This is a genomic window from Flavobacterium caseinilyticum, from assembly GCF_004349085.1.
Classification (GTDB): domain Bacteria; phylum Bacteroidota; class Bacteroidia; order Flavobacteriales; family Flavobacteriaceae; genus Flavobacterium; species Flavobacterium caseinilyticum.
In genome coordinates, this window is sequence record NZ_SMFM01000001.1 from 638,196 (window position 1) to 660,802 (window position 22,607).

At 34.9% G+C, this 22,607-nt stretch carries 14 protein-coding genes; all 14 read left to right on the forward strand.

The window, feature by feature from the left end; translation table 11 throughout:
* Positions 1-6: 6 nt before the first annotated feature.
* The 14 genes from E0F89_RS02825 to E0F89_RS02890 all read left to right on the forward strand — a co-directional run bounded on the left by E0F89_RS02825 (position 7) and on the right by E0F89_RS02890 (position 22,576).
* Entirely contained in the window at positions 7-2,631 is a 2,625-nt protein-coding gene (locus E0F89_RS02825; protein ID WP_131908338.1) for a TonB-dependent receptor domain-containing protein, read from the forward strand.
* A gap of 91 nt (positions 2,632-2,722) precedes the next feature.
* On the forward strand, positions 2,723-4,099 hold the full coding sequence (locus E0F89_RS02830; protein WP_131908339.1) for an MFS transporter: 1,377 nt from the start codon (positions 2,723-2,725) through the stop codon (positions 4,097-4,099).
* Complete coding sequence (locus tag E0F89_RS02835) at positions 4,096-5,274, forward strand: glycoside hydrolase 100 family protein (protein ID WP_243699458.1); 1,179 nt, start codon at positions 4,096-4,098, stop codon at positions 5,272-5,274. Before E0F89_RS02830 ends, E0F89_RS02835 begins: the two co-directional genes overlap by 4 nt.
* Positions 5,275-5,279: 5 nt before the next feature.
* Positions 5,280-6,215: a carbohydrate kinase family protein gene (locus tag E0F89_RS02840; protein WP_131908340.1), complete on the forward strand. Its 936-nt coding sequence runs from the start codon at positions 5,280-5,282 to the stop codon at positions 6,213-6,215.
* Positions 6,216-6,303: 88 nt separating this feature from the next.
* Positions 6,304-6,729, forward strand: a complete 426-nt coding sequence (locus E0F89_RS02845) for a CBS domain-containing protein (RefSeq protein ID WP_131908341.1) — start codon at positions 6,304-6,306, stop codon at positions 6,727-6,729.
* A 161-nt stretch (positions 6,730-6,890) separates the two neighbouring features.
* Positions 6,891-9,179, forward strand: a complete 2,289-nt coding sequence (locus E0F89_RS02850) for an NADP-dependent malic enzyme (protein ID WP_131908342.1) — start codon at positions 6,891-6,893, stop codon at positions 9,177-9,179.
* Positions 9,180-9,269: 90 nt separating this feature from the next.
* Entirely contained in the window at positions 9,270-9,851 is a 582-nt protein-coding gene (ruvA, locus tag E0F89_RS02855; RefSeq protein WP_131908343.1) for a Holliday junction branch migration protein RuvA, read from the forward strand.
* Between the two features lie 20 nt (positions 9,852-9,871).
* Positions 9,872-17,014, forward strand: coding sequence for a T9SS outer membrane translocon Sov/SprA (gene sov / locus E0F89_RS02860; RefSeq protein WP_131908344.1), 7,143 nt, complete (start codon positions 9,872-9,874; stop codon positions 17,012-17,014).
* Between the two features lie 94 nt (positions 17,015-17,108).
* Entirely contained in the window at positions 17,109-17,489 is a 381-nt protein-coding gene (gene gcvH, locus E0F89_RS02865) for a glycine cleavage system protein GcvH (RefSeq protein ID WP_131908345.1), read from the forward strand.
* 79 nt (positions 17,490-17,568) lie between these two features.
* Positions 17,569-17,859, forward strand: a complete 291-nt coding sequence (locus E0F89_RS02870) for a VanZ family protein (RefSeq protein ID WP_243699459.1) — start codon at positions 17,569-17,571, stop codon at positions 17,857-17,859.
* A gap of 235 nt (positions 17,860-18,094) precedes the next feature.
* Positions 18,095-18,838 carry a deoxyribose-phosphate aldolase gene (gene deoC, locus E0F89_RS02875; RefSeq protein ID WP_131908347.1) on the forward strand — a complete coding sequence of 248 codons (744 nt, stop codon included), beginning with the start codon at positions 18,095-18,097 and terminating at the stop codon, positions 18,836-18,838.
* A gap of 19 nt (positions 18,839-18,857) precedes the next feature.
* Positions 18,858-20,981 carry an energy transducer TonB gene (locus E0F89_RS02880; protein ID WP_131908659.1) on the forward strand — a complete coding sequence of 708 codons (2,124 nt, stop codon included), beginning with the start codon at positions 18,858-18,860 and terminating at the stop codon, positions 20,979-20,981.
* Positions 20,982-21,083: 102 nt separating this feature from the next.
* Positions 21,084-21,986, forward strand: a complete 903-nt coding sequence (gene cyoE, locus E0F89_RS02885; protein WP_131908348.1) for a heme o synthase — start codon at positions 21,084-21,086, stop codon at positions 21,984-21,986.
* A 2-nt stretch (positions 21,987-21,988) separates the two neighbouring features.
* The gene (locus tag E0F89_RS02890) at positions 21,989-22,576 is read left to right on the forward strand and encodes a cytochrome c oxidase subunit 3 (RefSeq protein WP_131908349.1); all 588 of its coding nucleotides are present in this window, start codon (positions 21,989-21,991) and stop codon (positions 22,574-22,576) included.
* Positions 22,577-22,607 lie beyond the last annotated feature (31 nt).

Genomic DNA, 22,607 nt, shown 5'->3' on the forward strand with positions numbered 1-22,607 from the left:
ATAACTATGAAAAAACCAAATTCATTAATCAGACAAATAGGCACCATTGTAGTTTTATTGTTCTTTAATCTTTCTTTTGCACAAAATGCTACCGTAACAGGAGTAGTAACCGATAGTAATGGAGCGCCGCTGCCAGGTGTTAATATTTTAATAAAAGATTCGTCAAAGTCAACTGTGACGGATATTGATGGGAAATATAATTTTTTAAATCTTCAAAATGGTACTTTCAATTTTGTTGCTTCATACATCGGATATAAAAATGTTGAATTTAAAATTGATGTAGCTGGAAATATTATTAAAAATATTACCATGATGGAAGATGCTAATGTTCTTGATGATGTTGTAATAACGGGTGTAATTAATCCAAAAACAAAAATTAAATCGAGTGTTTCTATTACATCTATAAATACAAGGGAAATTGAGCAATCTGCACCACGGTCAACAGCTGAGATTTTTAGAACTATCCCAGGTATTCGTTCAGAATCATCAGGAGGAGAAGGGAATTCCAATATTTCTGTTCGTGGTGTGCCAATATCATCCGGAGGTTCAAAATATTTACAAATTCAAGAAGATGGGCTTCCTGTATTATTGTTTGGGGATATTGCTTTTGCAACAGCTGATATCTTTACACGATTTGATGGTAATGTAGCAAGGATTGAAGCTATTCGTGGAGGTTCAGCATCTACATTGTCTTCAAATGCTCCTGGTGGAATTATTAATTTCATAAGTAAAACAGGAAAAACTGAAGGCGGAACTTTGAGTACTACTTTTGGTGTAGATCATGAAAATTTTAGAACTGATTTAGATTATGGGACTAAAATCGGTGATGGATTATATTTTCACGTGGGTGGTTTTTACAGATCAGGTGAGGGAGTTAGAAAAACAGGTTTTAATAGCAATAATGGTGGTCAAGTAAAATTCAATATTACAAAAGAATTCGAAAAAGGATCAGTAACAGTTTACGCCAAATTTTTAAATGATAGAGCCGTAGCATATATGCCAATGCCTGTGCAAGTTTCTGGAACCAATGAAAATCCAATTTGGACGAGTGTAGATGGTTATAATGCTACAAAAGGGGCGTTACAGTCTATTTACTTAAACCATAATGTAGGACTTGGAACCGAAGGAAACGTAAGAAGAGAAAAAGTTGCTAATGGAATGCACCCTATTTCAAAATCTATAGGAGCAAATGCTTCTTTTGATTTAGACAACAACTGGAAAGTTTCAGATAATTTTCGTTACTCTGCAAACAGTGGCGGTTTCATAGCGCCTTTTCCTGCTGAATTAGGAACTGCTTCTGCTATCGCAACTTCTTTTGGCGCGGGTTCAACACTAAGTTATGCAAATGATGGGACTGCTTTTAATAGTCCTAATGGTTTAGTTGCTAGAATTCATATGTTTGATACTCAGTTGAACGACATGAGTAATTTTATGAATGATCTGAGATTGACAAAAAAAATAGATAATGTAGGGGTTACTTTTGGATTTTTCAAATCAATGCAAAATGTTTCGATGTCTTGGTTGTGGAACTCTTATTTACAAGAAGTGTCTGATACTAATCCTCGTTTAATCAATGTTACGGATGTTAGCGGTAATCCATTGTCAGAGAATGGACTCTATGCTTATGGTACTCCGGCTTGGGGTAACTTAGCTAGAAATTACGACACCCAGTATAACGTGTCTGCACCTTACGTAAATGTTTCATTTGATGCTACTGAAAACCTTTCTTTTGAAGGTGGATTACGATATGATAATGGAACAGTTACAGGTTCTTTTGCCGGGGGGACAGCGACACAATATGATATCAATAATGATGGAGTACTATCGGCACCAGAAAACAATGTGTTTGCTGTGAATACTGCTAATGAAACTCCTGTTAATTACACTTACGACTATTTTTCATATACATTAGGAGGGAACTATTTATTAACTGCGAAACAATCTTTGTTTGCTAGAGTTAGTAAAGGAGCTGCTGCGAAGGCTGATAGAATTTTATTTAGTGGGCTGAATTATTTAGACGGAAATAAAATTAATGCTTTAGATTTTTTAATGCAGACAGAAATTGGCTATAAACAAAAATTCGATAAAGGATACTTTTACGCGACTGCCTTTAGTTCTAAAACGGATGAGCAGGCCGGTTATGAGGCTGGAGCAAATATAATTAGACAAAACAATTACAAATCTTTGGGATTAGAATTAGAGTCAGCATATGATTTGTCAGATAATCTAAACATCAGAGGGTCTATGACGTATACTAAAGCAGAAATTACATCAGGTGCTGATGAAGGAAATGAACCAAGAAGACAGCCTAAATTAATGTATGGTGTAATGCCAACATTTAAATTTATGGATAGAAAAAACACATTAGGATTAAGTTTTATTGGGCAGACTAAAGCTTTTGCTCAAGATTCAAATCAACTGGTAATGGATGGTTTTGTAATTGTAAATGGTTTTGTTGAAGTTGGTTTGACAAAAGGATTATCAGTAAATCTTTCTGGTAATAACATACTGAATACATTAGCAATTACGGAGTCAGAAGAAGGAAGTATAACTGAGAATACGGTAAACTATGTAAGAGCAAGATCATTGACCGGAAGATCAATTTCTATGGCCTTGTCCTACAGATTTTAAAATAATGTTTCATGATTAGTTAATTGTTAGACAATTCCTGTATTTTTAAGTACAGGAGTTGTTTTTTTAAAATTAAAAAAAGAATAGGAGAATGTTTAAAAAGGTAAAACTCAATTTTTGGCAAATATGGAATATGAATTTTGGATTTTTCGGAATTCAATTCAGTTTTGGGTTACAGCAAAGTAACATGAGTGCGATTTATAAATATTTAGGAGCTGATGAAGGTAGTTTGCCTATGTTATGGCTTGCAGGGCCTATTACAGGTTTAATAATTCAACCTATTGTTGGAGCGGTTAGTGATGGCACCTGGTCACCAAAATTTGGTCGGAGAAAACCATTTTTCCTAATCGGAGCTTTAATATCAAGTTTTGCGTTGCTGGTGATGCCTTTTTCGAATTCTATTTTTATGGCTGCGAGTTTACTATGGATTTTAGATGCTGCAAATAATTTAGCAATGGAGCCGTATCGTGCTTTTGTTGCCGATAAACTAGATCAAAAACAACAATCACTAGGTTTTTTAATGCAAAGTTTCTTTACCGGTTTAGGTATTACTTTGGCTAATTTTACTCCTGCTATTTTAGTGGCATTTGGGATTTTGGCAATTACGGATAAATTATCAAATGGGATTCCAACGTATACTTATTGGGCTTTTTTCATTGGTGCATTTGCTTCTATTACATCGGTTCTGATTTCAGTTTTCACAACAAATGAATATCCGCCAACGGAAGAGGAGTTAGCATTGATTAATGAAAAGAAAAAGCAAAATATTTTTAATACAGTTTTAGTTGACATTGTACAGGCATTCAAAACAATGCCATCAACAATGAAACAATTAATACCTGTTAAATTCTTTACTTGGTATGCTATGTTTTGTTATTGGCAATATATTACATCCACACTTTCAATATCTATTTACAATACCACAGATCAGGCATCACAAGGATTTTCTAAAGCACAATTGTTGACAGGTAGTTTAAATGGGACCTATAATATAATTTGTTTTATGGTTGCTTTTTTACTGGTTCCTTTAGCAATTAAAATTGGAGCAAAAGGAGTTCACTTTTTTGCTTTATTATTAGGTGGAATAGGCTTACTGAGCATTCCGTTTTTAAATAATACTGATGTTCTGTTTATACTGCACAATCCCTTTGGTGAAAACGTAGCAGTGACTACCATCTTTTTATATTCATTTGGATTAGGTATCTCGTGGGCTTCTATGATGGCGATGCCTTATCAGCTTTTGGCTGGTTCTATTCCAAAAGATAAAACAGGTACTTACATGGGGATTTTCAATATGTTTATTGTAATACCAATGGCGATTCAAGTGCTGACGATGCAATATTTCGTCTATGATTTATTAGGAAGGAATCCGCTGAATGTAATTAAATTAGCAGGTGTTTTTTTAATTTTGGGGGCAATTTTCACTCTTTTTATAACTGTTAAAAATAGAAAAGAAACTAAAGCATGATGAAAAATATAGATTACAATAAAGCAATTGAATTATTGCAGAATGCTTCGTCAAAAGAAGGGTTCTTAGCAAGCGCTCAAAATATTTCAAATTACAGAAGAGTTTGGGCTCGAGATGGAGTGATTTGTGGTTTAGCTGCCCTAGCTTCAGCTGATGAAAAATTGATTGAGACCTTTGGTAACACATTAGAAACATTAGCAAAAAATCAGCATCACAATGGTACAATTCCTTCAAATGTAATGACTGATGGAGATGTTGTTGAAGTGAGTTATGGAGGTTTAGCCGGAAGGGTTGATGCTGTTACTTGGTTTGTTATTGGTATATGTCAATACGCTTTTTATAAAAAGGATGAGGCCTTTATTCAAAAATACGATAGTAATATTCAAAAGTGTTTACAGCTCTTAGAAGCATGGGAATTTAATAATAAACATCTTCTTTATGTTCCTCTTTCAGGAAATTGGGCGGATGAATACATAACAGATGGTTATGTATTGTATGATCAATTATTGAGAGTGTGGGCTTTAAAAAGTTATAATTATTTTTGTAAAAGTGATTCGATAGCAGATAAAATCGAACAAATAACGCAACAGTTAGCAATTAATTTTGGTCCTGATTCAGAAGGAGAGAAATACCATGAAAGGGCATACAAGGAAGCTAATATTCAAAATTTCATGCCTTGTTCGTTTTCGCCAGCGGGTTATAAAATGCAATTTGATGCTTTTGCAAATTCCTTAGCTATACTTTTAAATATAGGAAAACCTCTATTTCAAGAAAATATTTTATCCTATTCTATAGGTTTAAAAAACAAAATGCCATTAAAGTTATTGCCCGCTTTCTGGCCGCCAATAAAAGAAAATGATGTAGACTGGAACTTACTTAAGAATAATTATAAATACGAATTCAGGAACTTTCCAAATGAATTTCATAATGGCGGCAGTTGGTCAATGGTTAATGGATTTTACGGTATTGCTTTGTTGAATTCAACAAAAAAAGAAGAAGCTATTGAAATACTGAAAGCTATAAATGCTATTAATAAACTTGAGAATTATAGTTTTTATGAAAATTTCAACAGTAAAACCCAAATGCCAAATGGTGTTTTACATTGTGCATGGAGCGCAGCTGCAACCGTAATGTTGCATCAAAGTATTTATAATGATTTTAAATATTTAGTTTAAAAAAAATGAAAAAATCTATTGATATAATTTGCATTGGGGAAGTTTTAATTGATTTTATTGGTCATCAAATTGATACTTCAATAAATAGAACTAAAGATTTTCACCGATTTTTAGGTGGGTCTCCTACAAATGTCGCTGTAAATGCAACAAGATTAGGCTTGAAATCAGTTTTGGTCGCTACGTGCGGTCAAGATGGATTAGGAGATTATATTGTTCGTAAATTGAAAGCAAATAATGTTATTACTTCTCAGATAAAGAAAATTGATTACAAGCCAACTTCGGTAATATTTGTTTCTAAATCTACGGGAACTCCCGATTTTATCCCATTTAGAGAAGCTGACGCTCAAATTGACCCGAGTCAAATTTCAGATGATTTACTTGAAAAAGCTAAAATTTTTCATACCACTTGTTTTGCCCTAAGTAAGGATCCTGCTCGCACGACAATTCTTGAAAGTGCCAAAAGAGCGAAGCAGTTAGGACTGAAAACAAGTATTGATATCAATTTTTCGGAACGAATATGGAATGATAGAGAGGAAGCAAAATTAGTTTTAAAGGAGTACTTAGCAACGGATCCTTTAGTGAAATTAAGTGAAGACGACTGCTACAGACTTTTTGCAGAATCTAAAACGGAGGATTTTATTTTTGAATATTTCCATGGCTTAGGCGCTTCAACTATTTGCCTGACAAAAGGGAAGGAAGGAGTAGTTTTATCAGATAAGACATTTGGTCTTTTTCATCAAAAAGCAATGGCAGTTTCCGAAATAAAAGACGCTACGGGTGCTGGTGATGCTTTTTGGACTGGATTTTTGTATGCGCAACTTTTGAATAAAAATTTTACTGATACGATTCATCTAGCGCAGAAATTAGCAGTGTTGAAATTACAAAATGTTGGAAGGCTTCCTACTGATATTGACATCAGTTCTTTTTTAGAAGTGGAGTAATAAACTGTCGAAATTTATTTTAAATAGAATTTATTTCTTTTTTATAAAATTTATTTTCTAAATTTATAATCCACTAAATGAATTCATTATGACAGTCAATCAGATTTTAAGCAGCAAAGGGAACCAAGTTTATTCCATACTTTCGACGTACACTGTATTCGAAGCCTTAGCAGTAATGAGTGAAAAAAACATAGGAGCAATTCTTATCATAGAAGACAATGGTTTGAAGGGAATTTTATCTGAAAGAGATTATGCTCGAAAAATTGTTTTAAAAGCAAAATCTTCAAAGAAAGTTTTTGTTCATGAGATCATGGAAAAGAATCTTGTAACAGTAAAGCAGTCTGATAATTTAGACTATTGCATGGAATTAATGAGTGTCAATAGAGTGAGGCATTTACCTGTAATTGAGCAAGATGTGGTAATTGGCATTATATCTATAGGAGACGTGGTAAAAGCGATTATAGAAATTCAAAAAGAAACCATACAGCATTTGAATTCATATATCACGCAATAAAAATTAAAAAAACATATATCTGAAAATAGCCACATTTTTTTGCGGCTTTTTTTATTGGCAGTAAGTAACAGCAGTCGATTTATTTTTTAAAAGAATAGGATAAAAGCTAACTTTTTAAAGCAAGTCTTCTATCTTTGTGGACTAGAATGAAATCTAAAAAAATGGAAAAAAATAGCAAAAGAAGAGAAGCATTATTATACCACGCCAAACCAACTCCTGGTAAAATTCAAGTAGTTCCAACCAAGAAATATGCAACGCAAAGAGACTTGTCTTTGGCGTATTCACCTGGCGTAGCAGAGCCGTGTTTAGAAATTGCAAAAGATGTAAATAATGTTTATAAATATACAGCAAAAGGTAATTTAGTTGCCGTAATCACTAATGGAACAGCCGTTTTGGGATTAGGCGATATTGGTCCTGAAGCATCAAAGCCAGTGATGGAAGGTAAAGCATTGCTATTTAAAATTTTTGCTGACATTGATGTATTTGACATCGAAATTGGAACAAAAGATATAGAGGAATTTATTCAGACAGTCAAAAATATAGCGCCTACTTTTGGAGGAATTAATTTAGAAGATATTAAAGCACCAGAGTCTTTTGAAATTGAAAGAAGATTGGTTGAAGAACTGAATATTCCCGTAATGCATGATGATCAACATGGGACGGCCATCATATCCTCTGCGGCATTATTGAATGCGTTAGAATTAGCAGGTAAAAAAGCCGAGGATGTAAAATTGGTAGTTTCAGGAGCCGGTTCAGCCGCTCTTGCCTGTGCTAATTTGTATGTTTTGTTAGGTGTGAGAATCGAAAATATTTTCATGTTCAATAGTAAAGGATTGTTAACAAAAGGCGATTTAAAATTGTCTGAATTGCAATTGAAATATGCAAAAGATATTCCTTCAATGGACTTGCAAGAAGCATTAGTTGATGCGGATGTGTTCTTGGGATTGTCAACAGGAGATATTATGTCTGCACAAATGTTGCTAGGAATGGCTGAAAATCCTATCGTTTTTGCAATGGCGAATCCAGATCCCGAAATTGATTATAATTTGGCAATTGCAACTCGTAAAGATGTCATTATGGCTACAGGACGTTCAGATTTTCCGAATCAGGTAAACAATGTTCTTGGATTTCCGTATATTTTTAGAGGGGCACTTGATGTTCGAGCCACTAAAATAAATGAAGCCATGAAAATGGCTGCAGTTAAATCACTAGCTGCTTTAGCTAAAGAATCGGTTCCGGAACAAGTGAATGTAGCCTATGGAGCTACCAAATTAAATTTTGGTAGAGAATATATTATTCCAAAACCTTTTGATCCAAGATTGATTACTGTTGTTGCTCCTGCTGTTGCAAAAGCGGCTATGGAATCGGGTGTTGCTTTAAACCCAATTTCGGATTGGAATAAGTATGAAGAAGAGCTTTTGGACCGCTTAGGAAATGACAACAAAATGGTCCGTTTGATTACAAATAGAGCTAAAATGGATCCAAAGAAAATTGTTTTTGCCGAAGCAGATCATTTGGATGTTCTAAAAGCGGCTCAAATCGTATTGGAAGATGGAATAGGTTTTCCGATTTTGTTGGGAAATAAAGAAATTATTTTAGAGTTAAAAGAAGAAATAGGCTTTGATGCCGATGTTGAAATTATCGATCCCAAAATTAAAGAAGAGGAAGGCAGAAGAAATCAATTTGCTACCACATACTGGTCTGCAAGACAAAGACGCGGTATTTCCCTTCTGGATGCACAAAAATTGATGCGCGAAAGAAACTATTTTGCCGCAATGATGGTCAATGAAGGTCACGCAGATGCACTAGTTACAGGGCATTCCAGAAGCTATCCTTCTGTGGTTAAACCAATGCTGCAACTGATTGAAAAAGCTCCGGGAGCCTCAATCATTGCCACGACAAATTTGATGATGACCGCACGGGGACCAATGTTTTTATCAGATACTGCCATAAATATAAATCCCTCAGCTGACGATTTAGCTAAAATTGCAATTATGACCGCCAAAACCGCCAGAATGTTTGGAGTCGAGCCGGTCATTGCTATGATATCATTTTCAAATTTCGGATCTTCAACAAGTGATAGTGCCGGGAAGGTCAGAGAGGCGGTGTCTTATTTGCATAAAAATCATCCTGATATGATTATTGATGGAGAACTTCAAGCGGATTTCGCATTAAACCCAGAAATGCTGAAAGCAAAATTCCCGTTTTCCAAACTTGCAGGAAAAAAAGTCAATACCCTAATTTTTCCAAATCTGGAATCTGCAAACATTACCTACAAACTTTTAAAAGAGTTGAATAAAGTTGATTCCATAGGACCAATTATGCTTGGCATGGGAAAACCGGTTCACATATTTCAGTTAGGAGCAAGTGTTGAAGAAATGGTAAATATGGCAGCTATTGCTGTAATTGATGCTCAGGAAAAGCAAAAGAAAAAAATAAAAATCGGTTAATCGCTCTTTGTAAAAAAGTCCATTTAAATACATGAATTTATTGAAAATATGTGCTAATTTTATTATATTTGGTAACATATATTTTAAAAAATGATCGCACATATACAAGGGAAATTAGTAGAAAAAAGTCCAACACATGTCGTTATCGATTGTGCAGGAGTAGGATATCACGTAAACATATCCCTGCATACCTATTCGTTACTGCCTCCTACTGATTTTGTAAAATTATACGCGCATCTTCAAATTAAAGAAGATGCGCATACCTTATTTGGTTTTGTGGAAAAATCAGAAAGAGAGATTTTTAAACTGTTGCTGTCAGTTTCTGGAATTGGGGCAAGTATCGCCAGAACGATGTTGTCCTCATTAGACCCAAAACAAATTACAAATGCAATTGGATCAGGGGATGTCATTACCATACAATCCATAAAAGGCATTGGTAGCAAAACCGCTCAAAGAGTAATTCTTGATTTAAAAGATAAGGTATTGAAATTGTATGATTTAGATGAAGTTTCTATGTCACAAAGCAATACAAATCGAGATGAAGCGTTATCTGCTTTGGAGGTGTTAGGTTTCGTTAGGAAAACTTCAGAACGAATCATCGAAAAAATTGTAAAAGAGGATCCAGAGGCTTCTGTTGAATCGATTATTAAACAAGCTTTAAAAAACTTATAGATACTCAAAACACGGATTATATGCATAAAATTTGTATTTTTTTGCTAGTCATATTTTGTGGTTATGTATCGCAAGCTCAAGTAACACCAGCTACTCAAGATACCTCTAAGACAGGTTTCTCAAAAGGCAAAGTCCAATTAAAAGATCCTCAAAGTATTCTTTCAGCATATACTTACGATCCTGTGACAGACAGGTACATTTACACCAATTCTATAAACGGGTTTTCCATTAATTATCCCATTATATTAACTCCCAAAGAGTATGAAAACTTGATGCTGAAAGAGTCGATGCGCGATTATTTCAAGAAAAAAGTGGATGCGATGGAGGGTATAAAAGAAGGAAGTGAAAATGCAAAAAGAGATTTACTGCCAAGATATTATGTAAAGTCGGGGCTTTTTGAAACTATTTTTGGAAGCAATACCATCGATGTAAAGCCTACCGGATCAATTGAAATTGATTTGGGAATGCGGTACACAAAACAAGACAATCCATCCTTTTCACCAAGAAACAGGTCTAATCTTACTTTCGATTTCGATCAAAGGATTAGTATGAGTTTAATGGGGAAAGTAGGAACGAGATTGCAGGTAAATGCGAATTATGATACACAATCCACATTTGCTTTTCAAAATTTAATTAAATTAGAATACGCTCCTTCGGAAGATGATATTATTCAAAAAATCGAAGTCGGAAATGTAAGCATGCCGCTGAACAGCTCTTTGATTCGAGGTACACAAAGTTTATTTGGAGTAAAAACACAATTACAATTTGGAAAAACTACCATAACGGGTGTTTTTTCAGAGCAAAAATCCCAAACCAAAAGTTTAATTGCTGAGGGCGGTGGAACAATTGAAGATTTTGAATTGTTTGCATTGGATTATGATAGTGACAGGCATTTTTTCTTATCCCAATATTTTAGAAATAGATACGATAAATCATTGGCAAATTATCCATTGATAGATAGTAGAGTTCAAATTTCCAGACTTGAAATTTGGGTAACCAATAAGCAAAATCGAGTAACCACAACCAATAATAACCTCAGAAATATCATTGCACTTCAGGATTTAGGGGAAGGACAATTAACGGGTTTGGCAGATACTGAACTGGTTGTTTTGGATCCTTCAATTGGCATTTTTAATAATCCAATTGATTCTCCCGCGGATAATTCAAATAATGATTATGATCCCGCACAAATTTCGACAGGAAGCGGTTTGCTAAATTCAAATATTCGTGAAATTGTAACTTCAAATTCAGGTTTTAATGTTACGGTAAGTGAAGGACAAGATTATTCCAAACTAGAGAATGCCCGAAAATTGAATCCTAATGAATATACTTACAATCCGCAGTTAGGTTATATTTCATTACAACAAAGATTGGCTAATGATGAAGTGCTGGCTGTTGCTTATCAATATACCATTGGAGATCAGGTTTATCAAGTTGGCGAATTTGGAAATGATGGCGTGGATGCAACAGTTGTTACAGGGAACACACAATCTACTCAAGCCATTATTTCGCAAAGTTTAATTTTGAAGATGTTAAAAAGTAATTTAACAAATGTTAGAAATCCGGTTTGGAACCTGATGATGAAAAATATTTATCAGATTCAAGGCGGTTATCAATTAAAACAAGAAGATTTTAGATTTAATATTCTTTATACAGACCCTTCTCCTTTAAATTACATTACGGAAGTTCCCGGAAGTCCTTTCCCAGCCAATCCTTCAAGAGAAAATGAGGTCGCCGAAACGCCGTTGCTTAAAGTATTTAATTTAGATAAGTTAAATTATAATAATGACCCGCAAGCGGGTGGTGATGGTTTTTTTGATTTTTTACCCGGTTTGACAATCGATGCTCAAAACGGAAGAATTATTTTTACGACCAAAGAACCTTTTGGAGAGTTGCTGTTTAACAAATTATCAACAGGCTCAGCTGAAAATTATAAAGACCCGAATTCATACAACGCTAATCAAAAAAAATATGTATTTAGTAGTATGTACAGCAATACGCAGGCAGCGGCGTTACAGGATAGTGAGAAAAATAAATTTTTATTAAGAGGAAAATACAAATCAAGCGGTACTGATGGAATACCAATTGGGGCATTTAATGTTCCTCAAGGATCAGTTGTGGTTACTGCAGCGGGACGAGTTCTGGTCGAAGGGATTGATTATAGCGTGAATTATCAATTCGGACGAGTGCAGATTTTAGATCCATCCTTGCAAGCTTCGAATACGCCTATTGAAGTATCGTTGGAAAACAACTCCGTTTTTGGTCAACAAACCAGAAGATTCATGGGTGTGAATGTCGAACATAAGATTTTAGAGAATTTCCTGGTTGGAGGAACTTTTTTAAAGATGTCCGAAAGACCTTTTACACAAAAATCCAGTTTTGGTCAGGAATCCGTTAACAATACTATTTTTGGATTAAATACTAATTATTCAACCGAAATCCCTTTCTTAACCAGAATGGTAAATAAATTACCAAATATTGATACTGATGTACCTTCCAATCTCTCGGTGCGAGGAGAAGTGGCATTCTTAAGACCAGATTCACCAAAAGCGGATCGATTTCAGGGTGAATCTACCATATATGTGGATGATTTTGAGGGTTCTCAATCGACTATTGATTTGCGCTCTCCGTATTCCTGGAGTCTGGCATCCACACCAGAGAAAAATGCTACAAGCACGTACGATTTTAATGCTAGTGCCAATGATTTAAGCTACGGTTTTAAAAGAGCCAAACTAAATTGGTATTCGATTGATCCGATTTTTTACGCTCAAAAACCAGTAGGAATATCAAATGAAGATTTGTCGTTCAACAGTACTAGAAGAATTTTTAGCGAAGAACTATATCCGCTCACCGACATTGCGCAAGGTCAATCTCAGGTTGTCAATACCTTAGATTTAAGTTATTATCCATCTGATAGAGGGCCATATAACAACAGTTTGAATTATGCTTTGAATCCAAGAGATAATTTTGGAGGTATTATGCGTTCATTAAATTCAACTAATTTTGAACAAGGAAATGTGGAATATATTCAGTTTTGGGTGTTGGATCCTTATGTAGGAAAGGGTCAGATTACGCAGTCCAATACAGGAAAAATTTATTTCAACTTAGGCGAAATATCAGAGGATGTCTTGAAAGATGGAAGAAAGCAATATGAAAACGGACTTGGGCCAGATCAGATATTGGCAAATCCTCGGCCATTGTGGGGAGATGTTCCCGCTTCACAGTCGTTGATTTATGCTTTTGATACCAATATTGAAAACAGAAAGAATCAAGATATTGGTTTAGATGGTTTGGCTAATGCCAATGAAGGAACTGTTTACAATAATTTTGCCTCTGAACCAGATCCGGCGGCTGATGATTATACCTTTTATTTGAATGCTTCGGGAGGGATTTTAGAACGTTATAAAATGTACAACGGAACAGATGGAAATTCTGTAGTAGACATCAATGATCCAAACCGAGGGTCATCAACAGTTCCGGATGTGGAAGACATCAACAGAGATAACACGATGAATACCATTAATGCATATTATGAATACAGTATTGATGTTCAGCCAAATATGAATGTAGGGCAAAATTATATTACTGATATAAGAAATACGCAAGTTACCCTCGCAGATGGTTCTACCACCGAAGCCAGATGGTTGCAGTTTAAAATCCCGGTGTCACAACCTGAGAATACGATAGGAAATATTTCAGATTTTAGATCCATACGTTTCATGAGAATGTTTATGACGGGTTTTGATGACGCAGTAACCGTTCGTTTTGGAGCTTTGGATTTGGTTCGTGGAGAATGGAGAAGGTATACGAACACTCTTGATTTTAATGACACAAACACCGCAGATGATAACACAACTTTAGATGTTTTGGCTGTTAACGTTCAGGAAAATAACGAAAGATGTCCTATAAATTACATCACTCCTCCAGGTGTACAGCGGGAACAATTGTATAATAATAACACGGTTATCAATCAAAATGAACAATCATTAGCAATAAGAGTTTCTGGAGAGGGATTAGAGCCAGAAGATTCCAGAGCAGTTTTTAAAAATGTAAGTATTGATATGCGCCAATTTAAAAAACTAAAAATGTTTTTGCACGCAGAATCATTACCAAATGAAATTGTTCTGCAAGACAATCAAATGGCGGGCTTTATCCGGTTTGGAAACGATTTCACTCAAAATTTTTATCAAATTGAAATTCCTTTAAAAGTTACTACTCCTTCATCTTCATCCAATTCCGACTGTTCTTCCTTAAGCGCTGAAGAGGTTTGGCCAGAAGAAAATGAAATTGACCTGTCGTTGGCATTGTTGACCAAGCTAAAAATTATGGCGATGAGTATCAATCCAAGCTCGCTGCCCCTAGATGGAATTTATTATCCAGACAATGATCCCGCTAATCCCGATGGTGACGGCAGCGAAAAACTAAAATTGGGTATCAAAGGAAATCCTAATTTTGGATTAGTTCGCACGCTTATGGTGGGAGTGAAAAATAATGAATCCAGAAATGATATAAAAGGGGAAGTTTGGTTTAATGAGCTCCGTCTTGCTGATATGGATAACCAAGGCGGTATGGCCGCGGTGTTAAATGTAGATTCAAATTTAGCGGATTTCGCCACTGTTTCTGCCTCCGGTAGAAAAAGCACCATCGGTTTTGGAGCATTAGAACAAGGTCCAAACGAGAGAAGCAGAGAAGATATTGAGCAGTATAGTATAGTTACCAATGTGAATTTGGGAAAATTATTACCTCAAAAATGGTTTATTAATGTGCCGTTTAATTATGCTGTTGGAGAAGAGACAATAACTCCGGAATATGACCCGTTCAACCAGGATGTAAAACTAAAACAGTTACTTGAAAATACGACAGACCAGAACGAGAGAGATAATATTGCCAATAGAGCGATAGATTACACAAAACGTAAAAGTATAAATTTTATCGGGGTTAGAAAAGATCGTAGTCCTGAGCAAAAACAACGCCTCTACGATATCGAAAACTTTACTTTTTCTCAGTCTTTTAATGAAGTAGAAAGGCATGATTTTGAAATAGAAGATTATGTGGATCAACAGGCAAATTCGGCAGTTGATTACGGATATACTTTTAAGCCTAAGTCAATAGAGCCATTCAAAAAGACGAAATTTATGAAAAAAAGCGGGTACTGGAAGCTCTTTAGTGATTTTAATTTTAATTATTTGCCATCTAATATTTCATTCAACACTAATATTATCAGACAGTATAATCGTCAGCAGTTTAGACAGGTAGAAGTACAAGGTATTGGCCTTGACCCTTTGTACCGAAGAAATTTCGGATTCAATTATCAATATGGATTCAATTATAATTTGACTAAATCTTTGAAATTAAATTATACAGCATCGTCGAATAATATCGTAAAAAACTATTTGAATGCAGATAATGAGCCTATCGACAGTTTTACAATTTGGGATAGTTATTGGGATATTGGAGATCCAAATCAGCACATGCAGCAATTGGTTTTGAATTATGAAATACCACTTAGCAAAATTCCATTATTCAGCTTCGTCAAAGCAAATTATTCTTATACGGGCGATTATAATTGGCAACGCACTTCTAACGCTTTGTCTGAAATCCAGATTGACGGTATTAGTTATAATTTAGGAAATACAATACAAAACGCAAGCTCTCATAATTTGAATGCCGCATTGAATATGGATCTGTTGTATAAGTATTTGCGATTAACAAAAAACGCCGCCAAAGTAGCGCCAAAACCTAAGCCAACTATTCCGAAACCAGGCGAAAAAATAGTGAATACCAATGCGAACCAAATTCCAAAAAACAATGAATTTGTTGATGGTTTGATTGGGGTTTTGACCAGTGTGAAGAATATTCAAATTAATTATACGCACAACAGCGGAACAGTTCTGCCGGGTTACATTCCAGGTGTAGGATTTTTTGGTTCATCAAAGCCTACTCTTGGATTCATTTTTGGAAGTCAGGATGACGTGAGGTATGAAGCAGCAAAAAATGGTTGGCTTACCAATTATCAGGATTTTAACCAAAATTTCTCTCAGGTAACCAACAAATTATTCAAAGCGACGGCAAACATGGATTTGCTGCCGGATTTAAAAATTGATTTAGCACTGGACAGAGCTTATTCTGAAAATTTTTCAGAACAATATGATGTAACAGATGGGCAATATAATCCGAGATCTCCTTATAGTTATGGTATTTTTTCCATTTCAACGGTTTTAATTGGGACATCATTCTTAGAAAGTAATGAAAATTCATCAATTGCTTTTGATGAATTTAGATTAAACAGACTCACAGTGGCCAACAGATTGGCAACGCAAAGAGGAATTGATATAAACAATCCGGGCAATTTAGATACAGATGGGTTTCCCTTGGGTTATGGAAAAAATAATCAAGCCGTATTATTGCCATCCTTTTTAGCAGCATATTCCGGCAGTGATGCGTCAAATGTTTCACTTGGAATTTTCAGAAATTTTCCGGTACCAAATTGGGCTGTTAAATACAATGGATTAATGCGTTTTGGGATTTTTAAAGAGAATTTCAAACGCTTTTCTTTGCAGCATAATTACAGAGCTTCGTACACTATTAATGCCTTTAGATCAAATTTTGAATATGACAAAGCTCCAGATGGATTAGATGCCAGCGGAAATTTTTTCAATCGTACGATTATGTCAAACATTAACTTGGTAGAACAATTCAGCCCGCTTGTCAGAATGGATTTTGAGCTTAAAAATTCGTTAAAAGTACTTACAGAGATTAAAAAAGACAGAGCATTGTCAATGAGCTTTGACAATAACTTATTGACCGAAGTCAAAGGGATTGAATATGTAGTAGGATTGGGATATCGCTTTAAAGATGTGATTATTTCCTCTAAACTTGCTGATAATCCAACAGGAATAATAAAAAGCGACATCAATTTGAAGGGGGATTTGTCTTATCGCAACAATCAAACGATTGTTCGGTATTTAGATTATGACAACAATCAATTGGCGGGCGGCCAAAATATATGGTCTATCAGATTAACGGCAGATTATGCTTTCAGCAAAAACCTTACGGCTATATTCTATTACGATCATTCTTTTTCCAAAGCTGTAATCTCGACTTCTTTTCCACTGACGAATGTTCGTTCCGGATTTACGTTACGTTATAATTTTGGAAATTAATTTTTAAAAATCTAAACCAGATTTGAATAGAAGAGTGTTACATTTGTCAAGGAAAATTTCAATTATCAATTAATAATTATCAATTACAATTTAGATGAACATACCAGCAAATTTAAAGTACACAAAAGATCACGAATGGATTAGTGTTGAAGGAGACATCGCAACAGTAGGAATCACTGATTTTGCTCAAAAAGAATTAGGAGATATCGTTTATGTTGAGGTCGAAACGTTAGACCAAGCTTTAGAGAAAGACGAAGTTTTTGGAACAGTGGAAGCGGTAAAAACGGTTTCTGATTTGTTTCTTCCATTGTCGGGAGAAATCATTGCTTTCAATGATGCTTTAGAAAGCACACCGGAAAGCGTGAATTCAGACCCTTATGGCGCTGGCTGGATGATCAAAGTAAAAATAGCAAATATGGCTGAAGTTGAAGGACTACTTTCTAGCGATTCATACAAAGAATTGATAGGTGCGTAAACAGCTTTATTTTTGGGCTGCTTTTCTCTGGACTGGAATAATTGCATTTTTTTGTTTGGCAAAATTTAACAGTGTCCCAATGGGAAATGTTTCAAATATGGATAAAATTGTTCATGCTTTTTTTCATTTTGTACTCACTTTTCTTTGTTTCTTGTATTTAAAAAGTCGGGCTAACACTGTTAGTACTATAAAATCCATAGTTGTATCATTTATGTTTTCTGTCTTTTTTGGAATAGGAATTGAAATAGCGCAGGAGTTATTAACGACCTCAAGACATGCAGAAGTATTTGATGTTTTAGCAAATGTTTCTGGAGCAACTTTAGCAGTAGCACTTATTTTTTTATTTGGTTTAAATACTAAAATAAAATAAATTTTTAAATAGATAAAGTCCCACTTCGGTGGGATTTTTCATTTTTGTACAATTTTAAAACCTGTTTTCACCTTTTTCGTCGTTAATAATATTGATTTATTTTTTATAAATGTTCGGTAAATGAGGTTTAGGATTAAAAAAAAAATAAAGAGAAAAGCTTTATACGAAACTTTTATCTAGATAAAATGTATTTTTGTGAGTTCGCATTTGTTAATATTAAGAAATAAAAAACGCTATGGATATTAAGCAATATTTAGATTCTACCTATTTAAAGACCCCAGCGCAAGCCGGACTGAATAAAACAGAGAATACTCTTGTGGTTCAGGGATTTATTCAGGAGGCCATCGATGAGCATTTTAAACTTATTATGATTCGTCCTAATATGGTTTCTTTAGCCAAAAAGATGATTAAAAATGCGAATTCGGTAGTGCAAATTGGAACTGTCATTGATTTTCCGGAAGGTAAATCTTCACTCGAAGATAAACTAAAGGAAGCAGTTCAGGCGATACACGATGGTGCCGATGATTTGGATTTTGTATGCAATTATGAAGCTTTTAAAAATGGGGAAACAGATCTGGTTAAGGAAGAAATCTTACAATGCACGCAATTAGGATTAGCTCACAATAAAGTTGTAAAATGGATTATTGAAGTGGCAGCACTCAGCGATAAAGAAATTATTCAGTTGTCAAGTCTGATAAAAAATGTAATTGTTTCTAATTTCGAACAAGAGCTATTTCCTAAGGTTTTTGTGAAATCCTCTACTGGATTTTACAAAACAGGAAATAACTTGCCAAATGGCGCCACTATTCCTGCGATAACGATGATGCTGGAAAACGCAGCACCACTTCCGGTAAAATCCGCGGGCGGTGTCAGAACGTATGACGAGGCTGTTGCAATGATTGAACTCGGAGTAAAGCGAATAGGAACGTCAGGAGCAAAAATGATAGTTAATGGCCAAAATTCAAATAATGAATATTAAATTGAAAAAGAAAATAAGAATGAACAAAGGATTGTTGACCTTACTTTTATTATTGCAGTCATTTTTAATTTTCGCTCAGGAAATTAGTAGCGTTACAGTTCAATCCGGCAATTCAGCGGAGCGTTTTCCTGTTTTTCCAGAATGTGTAGCGTTAGAATCTAAAAAACTGGAAACCTGTTTCTACAATCAAGTACATGATTTTGTTTTTCTAAATTTTGAAGTACCTGAGCAATTGAAACAAAGCAATTTTGAAGGAAATGTAAAAGTGCTTTTCGAAGTGGACAGCAATGGCGCTTTCAAAGCGATTTATATTGATGCAGTGGATGAGCAATTAATAAAAGAAACAAAAAAAGTATTTGGCAAATTCCCAAAAATTCAACCATCAACATACAACGGAAAACCAACGTATGCTAAGTTTACAATGACTATTGCAATCCCGTTAAAAAGCAGAGAAGAAGCAGTTGCTGTACCTTTGGCGAAAACCGAAACTGTTTCTAATAAAACAAAAATACTAACAGAGCTGGATAGCATTGTCTATAAAAAGTTTAATAATCCTGAGTTCGAAAGTCATTTGAACGTTCCTTTTTCGCACAGTTATTATGCGCAATTTGATGCTGCGCTAAACCAAATGGGAAGTAACAATCATACAGCTTCAAAGCCGTATACGTATGCTGAAGTTTCGAAATATTATGATCTGAAAGCAGCGAGTGAGAAGCTAAAAAAGAAAGCTTCGAGTTGGTGGGCGAGAAAATTATGGAATGAAAATATGGTAGAAATTCAGGGTGAAGACTATTGGTTTACACTGAATCCTATATTTGATTTGCAAATTGGTAAAGCGTCACAAACTGAAGCAGCGTATACCTATATAAATACAAGAGGAGTGAACTTCCGTGGAGGTTTGGGTAAAATGCTGAATTTTACGACAACTGTTTTTGAAAGTCAGGGACGTTTTGCGGATTATTACAATCGCTATGCGGAATCAATAAAGCCGTCGGGTGGAAGTTCTGCTATTATTCCGGGAATGGGGATTACGAAAGATTTTAAAGAGGATTCGTATGATTTTCCTTTGGCGGAAGCTAATTTGACTTTGGCGCCCAGCAAATTTATCGATTTGCAATTGGGTTACGGAAGAAATTTTATAGGAGATGGATATCGCTCTTTGTTGGAAAGTGATGGTGCCAGTCCGTATCCTTATTTTAAATTGAATACAAATTTTTGGAAAATAAAATACACCAACACGTACCTGTGGCTCAAAGATGTTCGTCCGGAAGTTACACTTGAAAGAACGTATGCGACCAAGTTCATGGCAAACCATTATTTGAGTTGGAATGTTTCCAATAGATTAAATATCGGTTTGTTTGAATCTGTGATTTGGACCAATACCAATGATCGAGGGTTTGATATGAGCTTTGTCAATCCGATAATTTTTTACCGTTCTGTTGAATTCGCCTCATCGGCCAAAACAGGGAATGCACTTTTGGGATTAACTTCTAAATTTAAATGGAATAATCAAATCAACATTTATGGTCAATTTATTCTGGATGAATTTTCGCTGGGCGATGTAAAAGCAGGGAATAACAGCTGGAAAAATAAATACGGATATCAGTTAGGGATGAAGTATTACAATGCTTTCAAAATTGATAATTTACTTTTACAATTAGAATACAATCATGTGCGTCCTTATGTTTATTCGCATAGCACGCCAATCACAAATTACGGTCATAACAATCAGAATATTGGCCATCAATGGGGTGGAAATTTTAAGGAATTAATTGCTATTGCGCGTTATCACAAAGGAAGATATTTTGCTGATGCCAAAGTAACATTGGGAACACGAGGATTGGATTTTGACTCCGTTGAAGACAGTTTTAATTACGGAGGGAATATTTATAAGCCGTACGATGAAAACCGACCTTTCGATAGCGATGTAAAAGTAGGACAAGGAAATAGAACTGCTGTTTTTATCGCTGATGTTCAGGCAGGTTATTTGGTGAATTCGGCTACTAACTTAAAGCTATTTACAAGTTATATTTACAGGAGTTTTGACCCTTTAGAAAACACCGCTACTACTTTTAACAAAAGCACTAACTGGTTTACTATTGGTCTGAGAACGGATATTTTTAATTGGTATTTTGATTATTAGTTTTTTTTGCTGCGTTAGCGTTTTTTTATCAATTGTTCTTTGTCAAATCACTTTTGATACCTTACTTTTGCAGAAGTTTTTAGAAACAAACAAACTCTAGTATTGAACGCAACATCCGGTACCTTTTCATTAAAATCCATCTATATTGATTTCCGAGAAATCACTAAGGCACGTTTAGCCATTAGTGTTGTGTTTTCGTCTATTGCAGGATTTATGCTTGGGATTTATGATTTGCATTCTTTGGATTGGATGGTTTTGTTGAAATTGGCAGTTGGTGGCTATTGCATGGTAGGTGCATCAAATGCTTTTAATCAAGTGATCGAAAAAGACCTAGACGCTTTGATGGACAGAACGAAAAATCGTCCTGTGCCAGCAGGCAGAATGACTCGAACTACGGCTTTAATTATTGCGAGTCTTCTTACCGTTGTTGGAATTGCGTTGCTGTATACAATTAATCCGAAAACGGCTATGTTTGGTGCCATTTCGATTTTTCTATATACAAGTGTTTACACTCCTCTAAAAACGATGACATCGTTATCTGTTTTTGTTGGAGCTTTTCCTGGAGCAATTCCTTTTATGTTGGGTTGGGTTGCTGCAACAGGAGAATTTGGAATAGAGGCGGGGACTTTGTTTTTAATTCAATTTTTTTGGCAATTCCCGCATTTTTGGGCTATTGGATGGTTTTTGTATGAAGATTATGAAAAAGCAGGTTTTTTTATGTTGCCTACAGGTAAAAAAGACAAAGGAACAGCCTTGCAGGTTATTTTATATACAGTTTGGCTAATTTTAGCGTCACTTTTGCCGGTTTTAGGCTATACAGGTCGATTATACATAACGCCGATTGCTGCAATTATTGTATTTTTACTGGGATTATGGATGCTTTTTTACGCGGTTCGACTCTACAAATTAAGAACCGCTAAAGCAGCAAGAACATTAATGTTAGTTAGTGTTTCTTATATTACATTGTTACAATTGGTTTATATATTTGATAAATTTTTAAGATAGTTATGGAGATGATAATGACAAAGGAGGAACAAAAATCCAGAACGGACAGATCATACAAATTGATTTTGTTGTTCGCAATGGTAAGTATGACGATGATGTTTGCGGGACTAACGAGTGCTTTTGTAGTGAGTAAATCTAGAGCCGATTGGTTGAAAGATTTTCAATTACCGCCGGCATTTTATTACAGTACTATAGCAATTATAGCATGCAGTGTGACGTTTCATTTGGCAAAAAAAGCCATTCAAAAAAACAATCAAAGTAAAACCACAATTTTTCTTTTGACTACATTAGTTCTAGGAATATTGTTTGTAATTTTACAGTTCGTAGGATTTGGGCAAATTGTGGAAAATGGGTATTATTTCACCGGAAGTGGAAGCTCAATAACCACAACTTTTTTATACGTTGTTACTGTCGTGCACTTGATTCATCTTGCTGGTGGCGTGATTTCACTACTAATTATAATTTATAATCATTTTAAACAAAAATACAATTCATCTCAAACCCTTGGAATAGAACTAGGTGCAATGTACTGGCACTTTCTTGACTTATTGTGGGTTTATTTGTTTTTGTTTTTATATTTCTTTAAATAAGAAAAAAACGTAAATTTGGGAACTTTTTAAC

Coding starts and splice junctions, on each gene's coding strand:
- E0F89_RS02825 (WP_131908338.1), top strand. CDS start 7: ATGAAAAAACCAAATTCATTAATCAGACAAATAGGCACCATTGTAGTT.
- E0F89_RS02830 (WP_131908339.1), top strand. CDS start 2,723: ATGTTTAAAAAGGTAAAACTCAATTTTTGGCAAATATGGAATATGAAT.
- E0F89_RS02835 (WP_243699458.1), top strand. CDS start 4,096: ATGATGAAAAATATAGATTACAATAAAGCAATTGAATTATTGCAGAAT.
- E0F89_RS02840 (WP_131908340.1), top strand. CDS start 5,280: ATGAAAAAATCTATTGATATAATTTGCATTGGGGAAGTTTTAATTGAT.
- E0F89_RS02845 (WP_131908341.1), top strand. CDS start 6,304: ATGACAGTCAATCAGATTTTAAGCAGCAAAGGGAACCAAGTTTATTCC.
- E0F89_RS02850 (WP_131908342.1), top strand. CDS start 6,891: ATGGAAAAAAATAGCAAAAGAAGAGAAGCATTATTATACCACGCCAAA.
- ruvA (WP_131908343.1), top strand. CDS start 9,270: ATGATCGCACATATACAAGGGAAATTAGTAGAAAAAAGTCCAACACAT.
- sov (WP_131908344.1), top strand. CDS start 9,872: ATGCATAAAATTTGTATTTTTTTGCTAGTCATATTTTGTGGTTATGTA.
- gcvH (WP_131908345.1), top strand. CDS start 17,109: ATGAACATACCAGCAAATTTAAAGTACACAAAAGATCACGAATGGATT.
- E0F89_RS02870 (WP_243699459.1), top strand. CDS start 17,569: ATGGGAAATGTTTCAAATATGGATAAAATTGTTCATGCTTTTTTTCAT.
- deoC (WP_131908347.1), top strand. CDS start 18,095: ATGGATATTAAGCAATATTTAGATTCTACCTATTTAAAGACCCCAGCG.
- E0F89_RS02880 (WP_131908659.1), top strand. CDS start 18,858: ATGAACAAAGGATTGTTGACCTTACTTTTATTATTGCAGTCATTTTTA.
- E0F89_RS02890 (WP_131908349.1), top strand. CDS start 21,989: ATGGAGATGATAATGACAAAGGAGGAACAAAAATCCAGAACGGACAGA.